This is a genomic window from Erythrobacter litoralis, from assembly GCF_001719165.1.
Taxonomy (GTDB): domain Bacteria; phylum Pseudomonadota; class Alphaproteobacteria; order Sphingomonadales; family Sphingomonadaceae; genus Erythrobacter; species Erythrobacter litoralis.
In genome coordinates this window covers 2,837,841-2,850,853 of record NZ_CP017057.1, presented here as the reverse complement: position 1 = coordinate 2,850,853, position 13,013 = coordinate 2,837,841, and the positions used below count along the sequence as shown (strand labels likewise).

The window sequence follows — 13,013 nt, the reverse complement described above, 5'->3', positions numbered from 1 at the left end:
GCAGCGCCACCGTTAGGGTGGTGCGCCCCGCGGCGATTGATTTCAAACGCGAGGTCGAGGCCGTCCGGGACGATCGGCAAGGCGGCGCAATGGCCCGCCAGCGACGGGCCGACGCTCAGGGAACGATCTGGATCGAATTCAGCTGAAAAGTGCGTTGCGGCGATCAGCCCGGTGCCCAGCCGATTTCGGCGTATCGCGCGGCCGGCGGCACTTCGGCAATCGCCTCGGTCACGTTGAGCATTTCGCCCGGGGCGAGCTCGCGCTTGGTGGGGACCACGACCCAATCCTTGATCGGCCGGTCGGTCTGGTCGCGGAAGACGATCAGCAGGTCGGGGACATGCAAGCTTTCGCGACCCTCATTGCTGATCGTCCCGCGCACGCGATAGATCCGCTCGCCGCTTTCGAGCGTCTCGATCCGCTGTTCGGCGGGGTCGAAGGCGAGCGCGAGGTCGGGCTTGCCGATCCCGAAGGTCGGACGGCTGAAGGGAGCGAATTCGGGAAGGCCGTAGAGGTTCACTGCGACCGCCGTTCCGCCAGCAAGCAGGCCGAAGACGACGACAGCCAGGGTCCACATCTTCGCCGGGTTGCGCCGCGCGGTGAAGGGAGCGCGATATTCGAACTGCGAGACTTCGTCCGCGTCCTGATGTTCCTCGTCCCCGTATTCTTCCTGAGAATATTCGCCCTTGAGCGAACCGTCTCCGGACGCATCCTCCGCTTCGCCCAAGGCCGCGGGAGGAGCCCCGCCGGTTCCTGCCTCATCCTCGTCCGCTAATGCGCTGCCGTGCCCGGCTTCCCCGGCCAGTGGATCGGCTGCGGGATCGATCGGCGGCCCTGCGGCCCGCTCGCCTCTATCCTTCGGCTGGTCTGCCGGCACAGCGGGACGAGAGGGCCAGGAGGCGGGCCCGTCGCGGCTGATCCTGGCATTTTCCTCGGCCGGTTCGTCTTGCTGCGAAGAGCCGAGACCGCGGCGCAGGGCCCGCAGGGCTATGCTCCCTTCGATGTTGCCAGTTCCCGGTGCCGGATTCTGCTGGTTTCCCCCATCCACATCCGGGGCGTTCGGGCCGGACACGATATCGTCCGAGCTGCGCCAGTGGCTGATGCCGGGGCGCGCCGCTTCGCCACTTTCGTCCCGCGCGGGGGCCGGGGATGCAGAGCTCCCGGTCGCGGAGGCCCCGCCAGCGTCCTTATCGCCTGCCTCGCTCGCCCGGCTCTGTTCCGGTTCCTGCGCCATCGGCCGTTCGGCGCGTTCTGGGCGGGGGCGGACTGCCGCTTCGGGCGAGGGTTCCTGGAACCAGCTGTGTTTGCACTTCGCGCAGCGCACGGTCCGGCCTTCCGGTCCGATCGCGGTTTCCGGCACGGCATAGCGGGTAGCGCAGGCGGGGCAGGATATTATCATGGTCACCTATGCCTTATCGCGCCGCTTCGCCAGCACAAGGGCAGCACCCTCGAAGAGCCGGATATCCGCGCTTTTTTCCACATCGATGCGCCTTATATGGGCGAGAAGGGGGCAAGATGCACTTCCCCCCCACAGGCCCCACTGATAGAGCCGCGCGATGACCGACAAGCCGGGCGAGATCGTTAAGTTCGATAATGTCGGGCTGCGCTACGGCACCGATCCGGAAGTCCTCAGCGACCTCAGCTTCACGCTCTACCCCGGCAGCTTCTACTTTCTCACCGGAGCCAGCGGTGCGGGCAAGACGAGTCTTCTGAAGCTGCTCTATCTCTCCCAGCGCCCCTCGCGCGGGGCGATCCGGATGTTCGGCAAGGACATGGTCACCCTGCCGCGCGGACGCCTGCCCGACTTCCGCCGCAGGCTCGGCGTGGTGTTCCAGAACTTCCGCCTCGTCGATCATCTTTCCGCCTTCGACAATGTCGCCCTGCCGCTGCGGCTGGCGGGAACCGAGGAGGTGCGGGTGAGGAAATCGGTGTCGGAAATGCTCGAATGGGTCGGCCTTGCGCAACGCGCTCAGGCGTGCCCGCCGAGCCTGTCCGGGGGCGAACAGCAGCGCGTCGCGATTGCCCGCGCCGTGATTGCGCGCCCGCAGATGCTGATCGCCGACGAGCCGACGGGCAATGTCGATCCCGAAATGGCGCTCAAGCTGCTGCGCCTGTTCGAGGCGCTCAACAACAGGATCGGCACCACCGTCATCGTCGCGACCCACGATGTCCACCTGCTCAAGAAAGTGCCGGATTCGCTCATCATGCGGCTCCACAAGGGGCGCTTGTCCGATCCGACCGGCGCGCTGCGCTTTCCGCCGCGGCCGGGCGGGAGCGAGCCGGGTGGCCGCGCTTCGCCGGAACCCGCGCCATGAGCGCGCCGCCGCTCGCCGAAAAGCCTTCGCGCATGGCCGCGCCGATCGGCTCGCGGCTCGCGGCGAGCCTCGTCCCGTCGAGCCGTTTCGGCGGGGCGATGCCATGGGTGATCGCGCTGCTCACCGCGCTCGTCGTGATCGCGGCTGCCGGGGGCCTCGCGCTCGGCAATCTCGCTGCCAACGCCCGCGCCGACCTGTCCGGCGCGGTGACCGTGCAGGTGATCGAGGCCGATCCGGCCTTGCGCGAGGCCAAGGCCGCGCGCGCGGCCGAAATCCTTGCGGGCGAGAGCCTGGTGCGATCGGTCCGGGTGGTCCCGCGCGCGGAACTGGTCGAACTGCTGGAGCCCTGGCTGGGCGATGGCGCGGCAAGCGGCGAAGTACCGATCCCGGCGCTGATCGACGTCGAACTCATTCGGACGGCCGATACGCAGGAGATCGCGGCGCTGTCGCGCGCGCTCGAGGGTGAGGTGGAGGGCGCGCGGGTCGATGCGCAGTCCGAATGGCTGCGGCCGGTCTACGATGCACTCGCGGCGCTGCAATATCTCGCGCTCGCGCTGATCGCGCTGGTCGCCTTTGCCACCGCCGCCGCGGTCTGGCTCGCGGCCCGCAGTGCCTTCGCCAATCACCGCGAGACGGTCGAGATCGTGCACCTGCTCGGCGGCACCGACGGTCAGGTGACCCGCATTTTCCAGCGCGCAGTGATCCGCGATGCGGCGTTTGGTGCGCTGGTCGGCACGGCGCTGGGCGGAATTGCCGTTCTCGCTCTGGGTCGGCAATTCGCAGGGCTTGACAGCGGCATGGTGGCGGGCGGGGCACTCGGCCTCAGAGACTGGGCGGTGATCGGCGCCGTCCCGGTGATCGCGATCGCGCTCGCGGCGCTCACCGGGCGGATCACCATTGCCTTCGCCCTCAGGAAAATGCTTTGAGCGCGGCCGCTGTGATTCGCTACGTCCTCTCCTCGCTCGTGCTTGTCTGGGCACTGGGTTTCCTGTGGTTCACTGTGTCGCTGCCGCAGCCGGCGGGCAAGGTGCGGACCGATGCAGTGATCGTGCTGACGGGCGCTGCCGGCCGGATCCCGCAGGGGCTCGCCGTGCTCGATGCAGGGCTTGCAGACCGGATGCTGGTGAGCGGGGTCGCGCCCGAAGTGCGCCCGGCCGAATTCGCCGCCGAGTTCGGGGTATCCGAGGAGCGCATGGATTGCTGCGTGTCCCTCGGCTTCGCGGCGGTCGACACCAAGGGCAACGCGTCCGAGATCGCGGCCTGGGTGGAGCAGAACGAGATCGCATCCCTGCGGCTCGTGACGACCGACTGGCACATGCGCCGCGCCGCGAGCGAGCTTGACCGCACGCTGCCCGACGGCGTCCCCGTCCTGCGCGATGCGGTCCCATCGCAACCGAGCCTCGCGAGCCTGTTCCTCGAATATCACAAGCTGCTCGCAAGCTGGGCGGGCGGGCTGGTCGGGATCTGAGGCGCGCGATGATCGCCCTGCGCAATCTCCTCTTCTACCCGCTCTTCTACGGGATCAGCGCGCTGCTGGTCATGGCCTCGCTGGCGGTGATGCCGTTCGGGATCGGACCGCTCAGACGGGTCGTCTCGGCCTGGAGCGGGTGGCATCGCTGGTGCGTGCATCGCCTGCTCGGCATCGATGTGCGCATCGAGGGCGAATTGCCGCGCGGCGAAGTGCTGATCGCGGTCAAGCACGAAAGCTTCTTCGAAGCGATCGACATGCCCTGCCTGCTGGGCTTTCCGACGGTCTTCGCCAAGCGCGAGCTCTTCGCCATTCCCGGCTGGGGCTATTCTGCGCGGGCGTACGGGCTGGTTCCGGTCGCGCGCGATGCCGGAGCCAAGGCGCTGCGCGAGATGATCGCGCTCGCAAGAGTCCGGGTGGAAGAGGGCCGGCCGCTCGTGATCTTCCCCGAAGGAACCCGCGTCCCCCATGGCAGGCGCGCGCCGCTGCAATCGGGCTTTGCCGGGACGTACAAGCTGCTCAAACTGCCGGTCGTGCCGGTGGCGGTCGATTCCGGGCCGCTCTATCACCGCCGGATCAAGCGTTCGGGCACGATCACCTATCGTATCGGCGAGACGATCCCGGCGGGCCTCCCGCGCGCCGAGATCGAGGCACGCGTCCACGACGCGATCAACAGCCTCAACCCACCTGCCTGAAGGTCAGTGGCTGCGCCCGAAATCGGGCTTGCTCTCGTCCTGCCCCTGTTCGATCACCTGCCGCCTTATCGCGCGGGTTCGGCTGAACAGGTCGTGCAGCGTTTCCCCATCGCCCGAACGGATCGCGCGCTGCAACGCGGTAAGGTCCTCGGTGAAGCGGCCCAGCATTTCGAGCACTGCCTCGCGGTTGTTGAGGAACACGTCGCGCCACATGACGGGATCGGAGGCGGCGATGCGGGTGAAGTCGCGAAAGCCCCCCGCGGAATACTTGATGACCTCGGAACGGGTGACCTCTTCGAGATCGCTTGCCGTGCCGACGATGGTGAAGGCGATGAGGTGGGGGATATGGCTCGTCACCGCGAGGACGAGATCGTGGTGGCCCGCGTCCATGACCTCGACCCTGGCGCCCAATCCGGCCCAGAAATCCGACAGCGCCTCGAGCGCTTCGGGGTCCGCGTCCTCGGGAGGGGTAAGGATGCACCAGCGCCCGACGAACAGCGTTGCGAAGCCTGCTTCCGGCCCGCTTTCCTCGGTTCCGGCGACCGGGTGCGCGGGGATGACGCAGCGACCAGGCAGAGCTTCGGCGAGGGCCCTTGCGACGCTCTGTTTCGAAGAGCCGACATCGCTGACGATGGCTCGCGCGGGCAGGGCCTCGGCGATCGCGGCGGCGGCTTCGCTCATCGCCCCGACGGGCACGCACAGCACCACCAGATCGGCTTCGCGAACGGCTTCGGCGGGGCTTTCGCAGACCACGCCGACAAGGCCCAGCTCCTCCGCTTTGGCACGCACGTTGGGATTGGCGTCGAAGCCGGTCGTGGCGATGCCCGGCGCGCGTTCCCTCAGCGCGAGCCCGATCGAGGATCCGAGCAGTCCGAGGCCGATGATCGCGACGCGCTCGATCCTCACGCCGCTTCCCCGCACAGCCGGCGCAGGCAGGCGATCACGCGGTCCATGTCGGCCGACTTGCCGATCGTGATGCGCAAGCCATGGGGCAGGCCCTGTCCCGGCAGATGGCGCACCGCGTAGCCTTCCCCGGCGAGCGCTTCGAGCGCCGTTTCGGCCTTGAGCTCGCCTTCGAACAGGACGAGGAGGAAATTGGCCTCGCTCGGCACGGCGCGAAGACCGTGATTGCCGAGCGCCGCGATCGCCTCGGCAAGGCGTGCGCGTTCGGCGGAGTTGTGGGCACGGCTGCGTTCGACGAAGGACTGGTCGGAAAGCGCGGCGATGCCCGCCGCTTGCCCGCTCGCGGTCACGTTGAACGGGCCGCGGATCCGGTTCAGAACGTCGACAAGGCCGGTCGCGCCATAGGCCCAGCCGACCCGTTCGGCGGCAAGTCCGTAGATCTTGGAAAAGGTGCGCGTGACCAGCACGTTGTCATGCCTGCCCGCAAGCTCGAAGGCGGCGCGCTGGTGGGCGGGATCGACATATTCGCCATAGGCCTCGTCCACCACCAGCAGCACATGCGCGGGCAACCCGGCATGGAGCCGCTCGACCTCGGCGGGCGGCAGCCACGTGCCCGTCGGATTGTTCGGATTGGCGAGGAAGACGACCCGCGTTGCGTCGCCGACCGCGCCGAGCAGCGCATCGATATCGGCGGTGTAGTCGCGATCCGCCACCTCGACTGGATTTGCCCCGCAGCGGCGCGCGGCGATGTCGTAGACCGCGAAGGAATGGCGCGCGAACACGACCTCGTCGCCCGGCCCGGCAAAACCCTGAGCGGCGAGGTTGAGCAATTCGTCCGAACCGGTCCCGCACACGATCCGTGCCGGATCGAGCCCGTGCAACCCGCCCAGCGCCTCGCGCAGGGCGATCGCGCCGGGATCGGGATAGGTCGCCGCCTCTCCCCGCGCCGCCTCGAGCGCTTCGAGCGCGGCCGGGCTGGTGCCGAGCGGGTTCTCGTTCGCCGACAGCTTGACGAGCGCGCGGCCGTCGCTCGCCTTGGACTTGCCGGGCGTGTAGGCGTGGATACCGAGGATCCAGGGCTTGGGCTGGGGCTGTGTGTTCATGGAAGTGTTCGTCATGGAGAGCGCGGCGATACAGGCTCGCTGCCGCCGGGACCAGCCCTCTCGTTGCGGCGCGCTTGCGCTCCGATTGACTTGCGCGCGCGCCTCGCCCAATCGCTGCCGAGCCCATGAACGTCACTCCGCCCACCAGGAGCCATGCGCTCGCCGAGGATCTGCCGCTCGACAGCGGGCAGACGCTGGTGGGCGCGCGGATCGCTTATGAAACCTATGGCGAACTTGCGGAGGACCGGTCGAACGCGGTGCTGATCTGTCATGCGCTGACCGGCGATCAATATGTCGCGAGCACCCATCCCGCCACCGGCAAGCCGGGCTGGTGGGAGCGCATGGTCGGGCCGGGCAAGCCGATCGACACGGATCGCTTTCACGTCATCTGCGCCAATGTCATCGGGTCGTGCATGGGCTCTACCGGCCCGGCAAGCGACGGCCCGGACGGCAAGCCGTACGGCATGCGCTTTCCCGTCATCACCATTCGCGACATGGTGCGCGGGCTCGTGGCGCTGCTCGACGGGCTCGGGATCGAGCGGCTGCATGGCGTGGTCGGCGGGTCGATGGGCGGGATGCAGGCGCTGAGCCTTGCCGCCAACTGGCCCGAGCGCGCGGGCCGCGTGCTGGTGATCGCCTCGACCGCGCGCCATTCGGCGCAGAACATCGCCTTTCACGAAGTCGGGCGGCAGGCGATCATGGCCGATCCCGGCTGGGCTGCGGGCGATTACTATTCCAGCGATGCGCGGCCCGACAACGGCCTCGCCGTGGCGCGCATGGCGGCGCACATCACCTATCTTTCCGAAGAGGGACTTACCCGCAAGTTCGGCCGCCGCCTTCAGGACCGCGAGGCGACGAGCTTCAGCTTCGATGCCGATTTCCAGGTCGAGTCCTACCTGCGCTACCAGGGCAGCGGCTTCACCCAGCGCTTCGATGCCAATTCCTACCTCTACATCACCCGCGCGATGGATTATTTCGACCTCGCCGAAGAGCATGGCGGCAAGCTCGCCAATGCCTTCGCACGCAGCCGCCATGCGCGCTTCTGCATCGTCAGCTTCGACACGGACTGGCTCTATCCGACCACGGAAAGCCGCCATATCGTTCATGCCCTCAATGCGACCGGCAACAGAGTGAGCTTCGTCGAACTGTCGGCGCCCAACGGGCATGACAGCTTCCTTCTGCCGCACGAACAGCTCGACCGGGTCGTGCACGGATTTCTCAATGGCTGAAAGCAGGACCCCGCTGCGCTTCGATCTGGCCGTGATCGCCGATGCGATCGCGGGCTATGGCCCGGGCAGGATGGTGCTCGATATCGGCTGCGGCGACGGCGCGTTGATGGCTGCCCTGCAGGGCGATAGCGGCTGCGATGCGCGCGGGATCGAGATCGACGCCGCCTTGGTCGAGCGCTGCGTCGCACGGGGGCTTTCGGTGGTGCAGGGCGATGCGAACATCGATCTTGCCGAATATCCCGACAAGGCGTTCGATTTCGCGGTGCTCAGCCAGACGCTGCAGACCGCGACCCGGCCCGACCTCATGCTCGACGAGCTTTTGAGGGTGGGCGAGCGGGCCTTCGTCAGTTTCCCCAATTTCGCGCATTGGCGCACCCGTGCCGCGCTGATGTTCGGCGGGCGGATGCCGGTCACGAGCGCACTGCCCGTGAGCTGGTACGAGACGCAGAACATCCACCATGTCACGATCGACGATTTCCGCGATCTCGCGCGGGAAAAGCGCGCGGTTATCGAGCGTTCGTGGTTCTTCGCAAGGGAGCGCGCCATTTCGCCCGTGGGGGCGAACTGGCGCGCCGAATTCGCGGTCTTTCAGCTCAGCCGGTGAGACCTTCCCAGTTCAGCCCGGGCGGTGGATGCCGCAGACCTTGTTGCCGTCGGGGTCGGTGAAATAGCAAAGATGCATCACGCCCATCGGCCCTTCGCGCGGGCCGGGCGGGTCCTCGATGCTCTTTCCGCCATTCGCGATCGCCGCGTCGTGGAGTTCCTTGACCTGCTCCGGGCTCGAACAGGCAAAGCCGATCGTCGCTCCGTTGGCGCAGGTCGCAGGCTGGTCGTTGATCGGCTCGGACACGGCAAAGGTGTGCCCGCCATGCATGTAGAACAGGCGGGTGTGCCCGCTCGCGGCGACGTTGACGAAAGGTTCGCCCGCGCCGAGCACGCCGAGAACGGCGTTGTAGAAGGATTTGGCCTTCTCGATATCGTTGGTGCCGATCATTACGTGGCTGATCATGTGTGGTTCTCTCCTATTTCGACCCGGACGACGGATTAGGCGCTGGCCCGTGAGGCGGCAAGCCGGGTTTTCGTAGCCAGCGGTTCAGCCGGGCGCCTATAGGGCAGCGCATGACCATGCTCTCCATCATCGCCCCGCTCGCGCTTTTCGCACAGGCCGCCCCTCCCGCTGACGAAACGGCTCTCGAGGCGGCCGAGCCCGTCAGTCTCGAGACGCTCGATCTGGAACAGGCCGCCGCATTGCGCTGCGCGGTGGCGATCGCGCTCGTGAATGGCTGGCAGAAGGACGGCGACGAGCGTGGCGCGGCCTATCCCGCACAGCCGGAGGAAGGCGCGCGCGAATTCTTCGTGCGGACGATGGCCCGGCTGATGGACGAACGCGGGCTCGATCGGCGCGCAGTGTTCGATCTCGTCGCGCTCCAGTTCAACCAATTCGAGGAGCGCCCGGAGACCGTCGAAGAGATCATGCCTGCCTGCCTGATGATGAAACGCTCCGCCGGGCTGTAGATCCTGGCCGTTTATGCGCAGGCTTCGTCGTCCGCGCGCTTTCACCGGGTGGATTCGCGTGGCCGTTTGAGGCATGCGTGGATGCGCAATGTGGCGTCTTTACCAGTTTCCCCTGTGCCCCTTCAGCCGCAAGGTGCGCCTGCTCATGGGCGAAAAGCAGATCGCCTACGACATGGTGCGCGAGGATCCCTGGGCGGCTTCGGATGCCTTCTGGAATCTCAATCCTGCCGGGCGAACACCGGTGCTGGTCGAAGAGGTGCGCGGCATCACGCTCGCCGACAGCCGTGCGATCTGCGAATATCTCGAAGAGACCTGCGAAAAGACGCCGATGATCAACGGGCCGGCGGTGATGCGGGCCGAAATCCGGAGGCTGGTCGCGCTGTTCGACGAGAATTTCTACGCCGATGTGACCGCGCCGCTGCTGTCCGAGCGGATGAAGAAGCGCCTCGTCCTGCGTCAGCCCCCCGACAGCCGGGCGCTGCGCGAGGCGATGAAGATGGCGCATGGCCATCTCGACTACATGGACTGGCTGATCGACAACCGCCCGTGGCTGGCGGGTTCGACCATGAGCCTCGCCGACCTTGCCGCCGCGGCGCAGATCAGCGTTGCGGACTATCTCGGCGGGATCGACTGGAACGGACACGAACAGACGCGTGGCTGGTATGCCGTGTTCAAGAGCCGCCCGAGCTTCCGCCCGCTGCTGACCGAACGGATGGACGTGATCAAGCCGCCCGCCCATTACGCGCTCGTCGACATGTAGCAGGGCCGCCCGTGCGCCCTTGCGCCCGCGCGCGCGGTCCCGATATAGCCCGGTGAAAGAGAGGACAGCGCGATGGATTCCACCCCCGAAGATCCCAAGAGCCTGACCGAGGAGCAGTGGCGCGAACGGCTCACGGCCGAACAGTTCCACATCCTGCGTGAGGCCGGAACCGAACGCGCCTATACCGGCAAGTACGACAAGTTCTACGAGAACGGCGAATATATGTGCGCCGCCTGCGGCACGCGGCTGTTCATCAGCGCGGCGAAATACAACAGCGGCTGCGGCTGGCCCGCCTTCACCCGCCCCGCCGAAGCCGAAACGGTCGAGGAGCGCCGCGACATCTCCTTTGGCATGATCCGCACCGAAGTCCTGTGCGGCAAGTGCGGCAGCCATCTCGGCCATGTCTTCCCCGACGGCCCGCCCGAGGAAGGGGGGCTGCGCTACTGCATCAATTCCGCCGCGCTCGAATTCGTGCCGGAAGGCGAATAGCCGCCTGCATCGCGCTCCCGCATCCACGCCTCCTCGCGCCGACATGCGCCGCGTGTGCGACCGGCATCGGGGAAGGGTCCGCGCCTGGATGTTCACGCGGGGTTACAACTGGCCTATGCATGGCCTCTTCGAGGGTCCGGGCAGGGCCCTGCGAGAGGCGGACGGGCTGATTTCATTCGATGTCTAAACGGGGCAGGAACCTGCAGAACAAGGACAAGCGCGGATCGCGCCGGGCGGCGAGCGAAAGATCGGGGAAGGGCTCTTCAGGAGGCGCCTTGGGGCGCAGGCGCGGACCTTCCCCGCTCCGGCGCTGGATCAAGCGGATTGCGCTGGGCGGCATCACCCTGGCTCTCATCGCCGTGCTGTTCCTGGCGGTCGCGATCGGTTTCGCCGCGCGTTCGATCCCGAGCTATTACCAGTTGAAGGCGCAGCAGGCGGGCCAGACCATCCTCGTGCGCGCGAGCGACGGCAGCGAGATCGTCGAACTCGGCCCGTCCTTTGGCGAATGGCTCGATTTCGACGAAATCCCCGAGACAATGACCAATGCGATGGTCGCGGTCGAGGACAAGAGGTTCTATTCGCATTACGGCATCGATCCCGTGCGCACGACCGGCGCGATCGTCGAAGGTCTGGTCGGCTCGCGCGAACGCGTCGGCGGGACCTCGACCATCTCGCAGCAGCTGGCGCGCAATCTCTTTCTCAACACCAACCGCACCTTCGATCGCAAGGCGCGCGAAGCGGTGCTGGCGATGGCGCTCGAATGGAAGTTCTCGAAGGAGCAGATCCTCGAGCTCTATCTCAACAAGGTCTATTTCGGCGGGGGTGCCTATGGGATCGACAGCGCCAGCCGGAAATTCTTCAGCCATCCCGCCACCGAGCTTTCCGTGGCCGAGGCCGCGATCATCGCGGGACTGGTCAAGGCGCCGAGCCGCTATTCGCCCACCGCCGACGTGCAGGCAGCGGTCGACCGTGCGCAGGTCGTGCTGCGCCTGATGCGCGAGCAGGGCTATATCACCCCGGCGCAGGCCTCTGTCGATGTCGATGCGGTCAAACTGAAACAGCAGGCGGGACAGAATTCGGTCCGCTACTTCACCGACTGGGCGCTGCCGCAGCTCGATATCCTCCTGCCCGAAACCTTCGCCCCGATCGAGGTGTGGACGACGCTCGACATCGGCAAGCAGCGCGCCGCGACTGCCGCGATCGATGCCAACACGCCCGGCGGCGCGCAGGGCGCGCTGGTGAGCCTCGACCGCGACGGCGCGATCCTCGCGCTGGTCGGCGGCACGGATTACGTCGAATCCAATTTCAACCGGGCGACAAACGCGATGCGCCAGCCCGGTTCATCATGGAAACTGTTCGTCTATCTCGCCGCGCTGGAGGCCGGGTACCGTCCCGAGGACCTGGTGGTCGATACCCCGGTGACTATCGACGGCTGGAGCCCGCGCAATGCCAACGGGCGCAATATCGGCGAAACCAATCTGCGCACCGCCTTCGCCTATTCGATCAACACCGTCGCGGCCCAGCTTGGCAACGAAGTCGGCTTCGGGACAGTCGCTTCGATGGCGCGCCGCTTCGGGATTTCCTCGCCGGTCTCGACCTTTCCCTCGATGGTTCTGGGTTCCTCGGAAGTTCGCCTGATCGAGATGACCCGCGCCTTCGCCTCGGTTTCGGCAGGCGGGATGGGGGTGGAGCCCTACGGCATCACAAAGGTCGTCACCGCCGACGGCGAATTGCTCTATGAACGCGAGCGTCCGCGCGACCGCCAGCTCGTCCCCGAATACGTCACCGCGGGAATGACCGACCTGTTGCAGGCCGCGGTCCAGACCGGCACCGGCCGCGCGGCGCAGATCGGGCGGCCGGTGGCGGGCAAGACCGGGACCACCAGCTCCAACAAGGACGGCTGGTTCGTGGGCTTTTCCAGCGGCATCACGACCGGGGTGTGGATGGGCCGCGACGATGCGAAGGCGGTGCCGGGCCTGCAGGGCGGGCGCGCCCCGGCGCAGGCCTTTGCCGCCTACATGCGCTATGCGGTGAAGGACCGCGCGGTGGAGGAATTCGACACTGAACTCAACCTGCCCGAATGGCAGCTTGAGCCTGACGACGAGTACATGTTCGGCGATCCGGACGATTACTACTTCATCGACGAGCAGGGCAATCTGATCGAACCCGGCCGGCGTGGAGGCGAGGGCTCGCCCTTCGGGATCGAGGGCGAGCGGCCCGACGCCCCCGACGTGGTCGACGAGCCACCCGCCGCGCTCGACGAAGACGTGCTCGAACGCGCAATCGGCAGCGGATTGCCCGAAGTGCGGCGCGGCAACGCTCAGCAGCAGCAGCGCCAGCAACAGCGCCAGCAGCAGGGCCAGCCGCGCAATGTGCCGCCGAGCCCGAGCCCGACGCCAACGGTAGCTCCGCCGCTCCCGCGGCAACAGGGCAATGCGGGCGGCCCCTGAGGCGCTTCGCCAGGACCGCAAAAGAAGAGGGCGCCCGCTGCCGAGGCCGCGGGCGCCCTTTTGTCTCTCGCGCGGCTTTCGCCGCTTGT

General features: G+C 67.2%; 14 protein-coding genes. 10 read left to right on the top strand and 4 right to left on the bottom strand.

Going from position 1 to position 13,013, the window contains the following annotated elements; all coding sequences use genetic code 11:
• Window positions 1-163: 163 nt before the first annotated feature.
• Entirely contained in the window at window positions 164-1,396 is a 1,233-nt protein-coding gene (locus tag Ga0102493_RS16640; RefSeq protein ID WP_069297557.1) for an MJ0042-type zinc finger domain-containing protein, read from the bottom strand.
• A 157-nt stretch (window positions 1,397-1,553) separates the two neighbouring features.
• On the opposite strand from Ga0102493_RS16640, the gene ftsE reads away from it, so the two are divergent.
• Genes ftsE through Ga0102493_RS13560 form a run of 4 tightly spaced genes read left to right on the top strand, consistent with a single transcriptional unit; the run spans window position 1,554 to window position 4,475 of the window.
• Window positions 1,554-2,312 carry a cell division ATP-binding protein FtsE gene (gene ftsE / locus Ga0102493_RS13575; protein WP_034906721.1) on the top strand — a complete coding sequence of 253 codons (759 nt, stop codon included), beginning with the start codon at window positions 1,554-1,556 and terminating at the stop codon, window positions 2,310-2,312.
• Entirely contained in the window at window positions 2,309-3,238 is a 930-nt protein-coding gene (locus Ga0102493_RS13570; RefSeq protein ID WP_034906722.1) for a cell division protein FtsX, read from the top strand. Before ftsE ends, Ga0102493_RS13570 begins: the two co-directional genes overlap by 4 nt.
• Before the next feature lie 11 nt (window positions 3,239-3,249).
• The gene (locus tag Ga0102493_RS13565) at window positions 3,250-3,780 is read left to right on the top strand and encodes a YdcF family protein (RefSeq protein WP_034906880.1); all 531 of its coding nucleotides are present in this window, start codon (window positions 3,250-3,252) and stop codon (window positions 3,778-3,780) included.
• An 8-nt stretch (window positions 3,781-3,788) separates the two neighbouring features.
• Window positions 3,789-4,475 carry a lysophospholipid acyltransferase family protein gene (locus tag Ga0102493_RS13560; RefSeq protein ID WP_034906724.1) on the top strand — a complete coding sequence of 229 codons (687 nt, stop codon included), beginning with the start codon at window positions 3,789-3,791 and terminating at the stop codon, window positions 4,473-4,475.
• Window positions 4,476-4,478: 3 nt separating this feature from the next.
• Here the strand turns inward: Ga0102493_RS13560 and Ga0102493_RS13555 are convergent, their stop codons facing one another.
• Together Ga0102493_RS13555 and hisC are read right to left on the bottom strand one after the other, a co-directional pair.
• On the bottom strand, window positions 4,479-5,381 hold the full coding sequence (locus Ga0102493_RS13555; protein WP_034906883.1) for a prephenate/arogenate dehydrogenase family protein: 903 nt from the start codon (window positions 5,379-5,381) through the stop codon (window positions 4,479-4,481).
• Window positions 5,378-6,481: a histidinol-phosphate transaminase gene (hisC, locus tag Ga0102493_RS13550; protein ID WP_150132485.1), complete on the bottom strand. Its 1,104-nt coding sequence runs from the start codon at window positions 6,479-6,481 to the stop codon at window positions 5,378-5,380. Before hisC ends, Ga0102493_RS13555 begins: the two co-directional genes overlap by 4 nt.
• A gap of 125 nt (window positions 6,482-6,606) precedes the next feature.
• Here hisC and metX point away from each other — a divergent pair, with 125 nt between their 5' ends.
• Both metX and metW read left to right on the top strand, forming a co-directional pair.
• A complete protein-coding gene (gene metX / locus Ga0102493_RS13545) occupies window positions 6,607-7,710 on the top strand; it encodes a homoserine O-acetyltransferase MetX (RefSeq protein ID WP_034906727.1) in 1,104 nt (367 codons plus the stop codon).
• Window positions 7,703-8,314, top strand: a complete 612-nt coding sequence (gene metW / locus Ga0102493_RS13540; RefSeq protein WP_034906731.1) for a methionine biosynthesis protein MetW — start codon at window positions 7,703-7,705, stop codon at window positions 8,312-8,314. The genes metX and metW overlap by 8 nt, the downstream gene beginning before the upstream one ends.
• 12 nt (window positions 8,315-8,326) lie before the next feature.
• Here metW and Ga0102493_RS13535 read toward each other — a convergent pair whose 3' ends face one another.
• Complete coding sequence (locus Ga0102493_RS13535; RefSeq protein ID WP_034906733.1) at window positions 8,327-8,719, bottom strand: VOC family protein; 393 nt, start codon at window positions 8,717-8,719, stop codon at window positions 8,327-8,329.
• 110 nt (window positions 8,720-8,829) lie between these two features.
• Between Ga0102493_RS13535 and Ga0102493_RS13530 the strand changes: the two genes are divergently transcribed.
• The 4 genes from Ga0102493_RS13530 (at window position 8,830) to Ga0102493_RS13515 (ending at window position 12,924) form a co-directional block, all read left to right on the top strand.
• Complete coding sequence (locus tag Ga0102493_RS13530) at window positions 8,830-9,225, top strand: hypothetical protein (RefSeq protein WP_051698469.1); 396 nt, start codon at window positions 8,830-8,832, stop codon at window positions 9,223-9,225.
• 88 nt (window positions 9,226-9,313) lie between these two features.
• Complete coding sequence (locus tag Ga0102493_RS13525; RefSeq protein WP_034906736.1) at window positions 9,314-9,985, top strand: glutathione S-transferase family protein; 672 nt, start codon at window positions 9,314-9,316, stop codon at window positions 9,983-9,985.
• A 72-nt stretch (window positions 9,986-10,057) separates the two neighbouring features.
• Window positions 10,058-10,474, top strand: coding sequence for a peptide-methionine (R)-S-oxide reductase MsrB (msrB, locus tag Ga0102493_RS13520; RefSeq protein ID WP_034906738.1), 417 nt, complete (start codon window positions 10,058-10,060; stop codon window positions 10,472-10,474).
• Between the two features lie 179 nt (window positions 10,475-10,653).
• Window positions 10,654-12,924 (top strand): transglycosylase domain-containing protein, encoded by a 2,271-nt coding sequence (locus tag Ga0102493_RS13515; protein ID WP_051698471.1) that lies wholly within the window; start codon window positions 10,654-10,656, stop codon window positions 12,922-12,924.
• The last annotated feature ends 89 nt before the right edge of the window (window positions 12,925-13,013 follow it).